The sequence below is a fragment of the uncultured Shewanella sp. genome, assembly GCF_947491715.1.
Taxonomy (GTDB): Bacteria; Pseudomonadota; Gammaproteobacteria; order Enterobacterales; family Shewanellaceae; genus Shewanella.
In genome coordinates this window covers 1-292 of the sequence record NZ_CANLKR010000142.1, presented here as the reverse complement: position 1 = coordinate 292, position 292 = coordinate 1, and the positions used below count along the sequence as shown (strand labels likewise).

The 292-nt window shown below is 30.5% G+C and carries 1 protein-coding gene and 1 tRNA gene; one reads left to right on the top strand and one right to left on the bottom strand.

The genetic code is table 11. From position 1 onward, the window contains the following. Positions 1-77: transfer RNA gene (locus Q0779_RS23885), tRNA-Met, on the top strand. Positions 78-98: 21 nt separating this feature from the next. On the opposite strand, the gene Q0779_RS23880 is transcribed toward Q0779_RS23885, so the two are convergent. Next, positions 99-292: hypothetical protein (locus Q0779_RS23880; protein WP_298776763.1), on the bottom strand; the 194-nt coding region annotated here is incomplete at its 5' end.

Here is a 292-nt window from a genome sequence, read left to right as displayed (position 1 = left end):
CGCGGGATGGAGCAGTTTGGTAGCTCGTCGGGCTCATAACCCGAAGGTCGTTGGTTCAAATCCAGCTCCCGCAACCAATTTTATTTTATTCAATATCATTATTCTCCTATTTTCTCTTTATATTCAATAGTTTCTTTATATCCAATAGTTTCTTTATATCCAATAGTTTCTTTATATCCAATAGTTTCTTTATATCCAATAGTTTCTTTATATCTAATAGTTTCTTTATATCCAATAGTTTCTTTATATCCAATAGTTTCTTTATATCCAATAGTTTCTTTATATCCAATAG